This window comes from Arthrobacter sp. 05T423 (genome assembly GCF_056396245.1).
In genome coordinates this window covers 1-5132 of the sequence record NZ_JBFTLC010000067.1, presented here as the reverse complement: position 1 = coordinate 5132, position 5132 = coordinate 1, and the positions used below count along the sequence as shown (strand labels likewise).

Sequence of the window (5132 nt, the reverse complement as noted above, 5' to 3'; positions counted from 1 at the left end):
GTTCTCCACCTGCGCGGGCGTGCMGCCCATGACTTCCGCAAGCCCGGCGGCGGCCATCGACGACGCCGAACCCACCTCGCCCTGGCAGCCCACCTCCGCGCCGGAAATGGACGCCTGTTCCTTGTACAGCACCCCGACGGCACCTGCCGTGAGCAGGAAACGGACGATGACGTCGTCGCGGTCTTCCTGGCTCGCCTGGTCCATTCCTGGGGCGAAGTGCAGCGCGTAGTACAGCACGGCAGGGATGATTCCGGCGGCGCCGTTGGTTGGTGCGGTCACCACGCGGCCGCCGGAGGCGTTTTCCTCGTTCACGGCCAGGGCGATCAGGTTGACCCACTCCTGCCAATACTTGGGGTCCCGGTCCTTGTCCTCCTTCAGGAGGCGTTCATGCCAGTCGGGGGCGCGACGGCGGACCTTCAGTCCGCCAGGCAGCAGCCCCTCGCGCTTCAGGCTGACGGCGACGCAGCTCTCCATGACCGAGTAGATGTGAAGCAGACCCGCCCGGATGTCCTCCTCGGAGCGGGAGGCGCGCTCGTTGACCAGCATGATGTCGCCGATGGACAGCCCCTTGGAGTGGCAGCGGCCCAGCAGTTCGGCAGCAGTCCGGAACGGCAGCGGCAATTCCTTCTTGGACTCCGCGAGCTCCTTCAGGGCCGCATCCTCCTCGCCCTCCCGGACAATGAACCCGCCGCCGACGGAGAAGAACGTCGCCTCGTGCAGCACGTTCCCCTCAGCATCGGACACCGCGAACTTCATGCCGTTGGTGTGGCGCGGCAGGACCGTGAGCGGGTGCAGGATCATGTCCTTCACGCCATACGGCAGCGGCACGGACGCGGCGAGCTGCAGAATGCCGGTTTCAGCGATGGCGGCGAGACGGTCCTCAACCTCATCGGGAAGGATCAGGTCCGGGTGGTACCCCTCCAGGCCCAGCAGGATCGCCGTCATGGTTCCGTGGCCGTGCCCGGTTGCCGCGAGCGAGCCGTAGAGATCCACGCGCAGTGACGCGACGCTCTCCAGCTTTCCGGAGGACCGGAGCTCCCCGGCAAAGACGGCAGCAGCACGCATTGGCCCCACGGTGTGGGAACTCGACGGCCCGATCCCAATGGAAAAGAGATCAAAGACTCCAACGGCCATAATCAATCCTAACTAGACATGTGGTCAGGTGGGGCGGAGTTTTTGTCCAGATAATGGCCCCAAATGGGCCTCGAACTCGCGATATCTGGACAAAAACTCCACCCCTGGGGTGTCGGTCGCCCGAAGGGGTTAACTCAGCGGGGCGACTGACGGGTAGAGCGGGTGCGCGGCGGCTAGCGCCTCCACGCGGGTACGCAGTGCGGACAGGTCAGCACCGGCGTCGGCCGTGAGGGCCTCGGCGATGATGTCCGCAACCTCTGCGAAGGCTGCTTCGCCGAAGCCGCGCGTGGCCAGGGCCGGGGTGCCGATGCGGAGCCCGGAGGTGACCATCGGCGGGCGCGGGTCGAACGGCACGGCGTTGCGGTTCACCGTGATGTCAATCGCGGCGAGGCGGTCCTCGGCCTGCTGCCCGTCGAGCTCGCAGTTGCGCAGGTCAACCAGGACCAGGTGCACATCGGTGCCGCCGGACACCACGGAGATGCCCTTGGCGTTGACGTCCGGCTGGACCAGGCGCTCGGCGAGGATCCGGGCACCGGCCAGCACGCGCTCCTGGCGCTCCTTGAACTCCTCGGACGCGGCAATCTTGAAGGCCACCGCCTTGCCGGCGATCACATGCTCCAGCGGGCCGCCCTGTTGGCCCGGGAACACTGCGGAGTTGACCTTCTTGGCGACGTCGGCGTCGTTGGTCAGGATGATGCCGCCGCGCGGACCGGCGAGGGTCTTGTGCGTCGTGGACGTGGTGACGTGCGCGTGCGGCACCGGTGACGGGTGCAGGCCCGCGGCGACCAGCCCCGCGAAGTGCGCCATGTCCACCATCAGGTAGGCGCCCACGGAGTCGGCGATCCGGCGGAACTCGGCGAAGTCCAGCTGCCGGGCATACGCGGACCAGCCGGCCACGATCAGGGCCGGCTTGTGCTCCTGCGCCAGGCGCTCCACCTCGGCCATGTCGATCCGGTGGTCCTCTTCGCGGACCTGGTACGGGATGACGTTGTAGAGGCGGCCGGAGAAGTTGATGCGCATGCCGTGGGTGAGGTGGCCGCCGTGGGCCAGGTTCAGGCCCATGATGGTGTCGCCCGGCTTGATCAGGGCGTGCATCACCGAGGCGTTCGCCTGGGCACCGGAGTGCGGCTGCACGTTCGCGTACTCGGCGCCGAACAGTGCCTTGACGCGGTCAATGGCCAGCTGTTCGATCACGTCAACGTGCTCGCAGCCGCCGTAGTAGCGCTTGCCCGGGTAGCCCTCGGCGTACTTGTTGGTCAGCACCGAACCCTGAGCCTGCATAACGGCCGCGGCGGTGTGGTTCTCCGACGCGATCATCTCCAGGCCCTCGCGCTGGCGGCCGAGCTCGTCGTCGATCTTCGCCGCGATCTCCGGATCCAGCTCCGCGAGGTCCGCGTTCAGGCTCGGGGACACGACCTGCTCGAACGCCGCTGTTGCGGCCTGCGCGGCGCTCACAGCTCGCCGCCGTTCTTGGAAGCGTATTCCTCGGCGGAAAGCAGCGGGCCCTCGGAATCGGCAGCCACTTTGAAGAGCCAGCCGGCACCGTACGGATCGTTGTTGATCAGGGCCGGGTCCTCGACGACGACCGGGTTGATCTCCGTGACCTCGCCCGTCACCGGGGAGTACAGGTCGGAGACGGACTTGGTGGACTCCACCTCGCCGCAGGTCTCCCCCGCGGTCACGGCCGAGCCGACCTCGGGCAGGTCCACGTAGACAATGTCGCCGAGGGCGTCAGTGGCCACGGCGGAGATACCGATGGAAACGACGTTCCCGTCTTCGCGGGAAACCCACTCGTGTTCGTCGGAGTACTGCAATTCAGCGGCAACTTTTGCCATGTTTTCTTCCTAACTTTCGAAATCTTGTGGTTCGGTACGGCGGCAGGTGGCTGGGTGGCGGGTGAGGGAACTCCTCCGCCGCTATTCAGTTCAGTTCTAGGGGCCAACAGTTTCCGGGAAGAAATCAATACCTCCGCGTCTCTGAGCCCTGTGGTGCTCGGGTTCGGCAAGCTCAACCCCCAATGATCGAGCTTGCACCGCCCCGCTGATCGGGGCCTGTCGAGAGCGAGGACAACCGGCCTCGGTTTCGACGAGCTCAACCAGCGGTCAGCGGCCCCTCCCCCAGCACCTTAGGCTTTCGAAGGCGCTGGTTCCGGCGTTGTTTCTGTCCTGATCGGCACGTAGGTGAGCTGCCCTCGAGGGGCTGGCTGGCCGCGGTTTTCGAAAGCGTGCGTCAAAGCGACGAAGGAGCAGCACGCGTGAAAACTGGGGCCGGCCGGCTCCGGACCCAGGGCGGAGCCGGGGACGAAGGCGGTAAGGCAGGACGGCGAGCCGGGCTACTTGGTGCGCTTGTAGAAGGGCAGTGCGACGACTTTGAACGGCTCCGCCTTGCCCCGCAGGTCGATGTCCAGTGCCGTGCCTGGTTCGGCGTAGGCGACGTCGACGTAGGCCATGGCGACCGGGTAGCCGAGGGTGGGGCTGGGCTGGCCGGAGGTGACTTCGCCGACGACGTTGCCGTCCTTGAGGACCGGGTAGTGTCCGCGGCCGGCGCGGCGGCCCAGGCCCTTGAGGCCCACGAGCTTCCGGCCCGAGGTGGAACCGGCTCCGGCTTCCTTCCTGGCGGCCAGCGCGGCCTTGCCCACGAAGTCGCCTTCCTTGGACAGCGCGACGACGGGGCCCAGGCCGGCGGCGAACGGGTCGCCTTCCAGGGAGAGCTCGTTGCCATACAGCGGCATGCCGGCCTCGAGGCGGAGCGAGTCGCGGGAGGCCAGGCCGGACGGCGTCAGTTCCCCCTCGTCCGCGATGGCGACGACGGTCTGCCAGAGGGCGGCGGCGCCGTCGTTCTCCACAAAGATCTCGAAACCGTCCTCACCGGTGTACCCGGTGCGGGCCAGCAGCAGGTTCCGGCTGGCGCCGGCCACCAGGAAGGGAACCTCGACGGCGGCGTAGTACTTCAGCCCGGTGACCAGCCCGTGCTGGGCGGCAGGGACCAGGCGCAGGAGGATCTCCTCGGCCTTCGGGCCCTGCACGGCGATCAGCGACGTCTCGGCGGAGGCGTCCTCGACGGCGACGTCGAAGTTTGCTGCCCGCTCGGCGAGGGCTTGGGCCACCACCTTGGCGTTGCCGGCGTTCGGGACCACCAGGAACCTGTGGGCACTGTTTTCTGCGGCCTCAGCCTCAGACGGACGGCGGTACACGATGAGGTCGTCGATGATGCCGCCGTCCTCGTTGCAGATCAGGGAGTACTTGGCCTTGCCGACGGCCATGGCGGACATCTTCCCGGCCAGGGCGTAGTCGAGGAACGCGGCGGCGTCCGGGCCGGTCACCCAGACTTCGCCCATGTGGGAGAGGTCAAAGATGCCGGCCGAGTTCCGGACGGCCTTGTGCTCGGCCAGTTCGGAGCCGTATTTCAGCGGCATCTGCCAGCCGCCGAAGTCGGTGAACGAGGCGCCCAGCTTCTTGTGCTCCTCGTAAAGGGCAGTGTAGTTCTCAGTCATTGAGGAATCCTTTGTGGGACGAAGTCTAGTTCTCGAACGCTTCGATCGGAGGGCAGGAGCAGACCAGGTTACGGTCGCCTGCCGCGCCATCGATGCGGCCTACGGGCGGGAAGTACTTGTCCTGCTTGAGCGTGTGCACGGGGAAGACGGCCTGTTCGCGCGGGTAGGCGCGGTCCCAGTCGGAGCTGATCGCAGCGGCCGCGGTGTGCGGTGCGTTGCGCAGCGGGCTGTTCTCCACGGTGAAGTCGCCGTTGGCCACCTGGTCAATCTCGCCGCGGATGGCGATCATGGCCCTGATGAACCGGTCGATCTCGCCCAGGTCCTCGGACTCGGTGGGCTCCACCATCAGGGTGCCGGCGACCGGGAACGCCAGGGTGGGGGCGTGGAAGCCGTAGTCGATCAGGCGCTTGGCGACGTCCTCGGCGGTCACGCCGGTCCGGGCGGTGAGTTCGCGCAGGTCCAGGATGCACTCGTGTGCCACCAGGCCGCTGTCCCCGGTGTAGAG

At 67.2% G+C, this 5132-nt stretch carries 4 protein-coding genes and 1 pseudogene; all 5 read right to left on the bottom strand.

The window, feature by feature from the left end; genetic code table 11:
• Positions 1-1134, bottom strand: a 1134-nt coding sequence (locus AC1DFE_RS23685; RefSeq protein ID WP_476908273.1) for an L-serine ammonia-lyase, incomplete at its 3' end; no start/stop codon positions are given.
• A gap of 129 nt (positions 1135-1263) precedes the next feature.
• Positions 1264-2589 (bottom strand): serine hydroxymethyltransferase, encoded by a 1326-nt coding sequence (gene glyA / locus AC1DFE_RS23680; RefSeq protein ID WP_476908272.1) that lies wholly within the window; start codon positions 2587-2589, stop codon positions 1264-1266.
• Positions 2586-2969: a glycine cleavage system protein GcvH gene (gene gcvH, locus AC1DFE_RS23675; RefSeq protein ID WP_476908271.1), complete on the bottom strand. Its 384-nt coding sequence runs from the start codon at positions 2967-2969 to the stop codon at positions 2586-2588. Before gcvH ends, glyA begins: the two co-directional genes overlap by 4 nt.
• Before the next feature lie 497 nt (positions 2970-3466).
• Positions 3467-4627 carry a glycine cleavage system aminomethyltransferase GcvT gene (gcvT, locus tag AC1DFE_RS23670; RefSeq protein WP_476908270.1) on the bottom strand — a complete coding sequence of 387 codons (1161 nt, stop codon included), beginning with the start codon at positions 4625-4627 and terminating at the stop codon, positions 3467-3469.
• A 25-nt stretch (positions 4628-4652) separates the two neighbouring features.
• A pseudogene (locus tag AC1DFE_RS23665) lies at positions 4653-5132 on the bottom strand (glycine dehydrogenase (aminomethyl-transferring)); the annotation flags it as partial.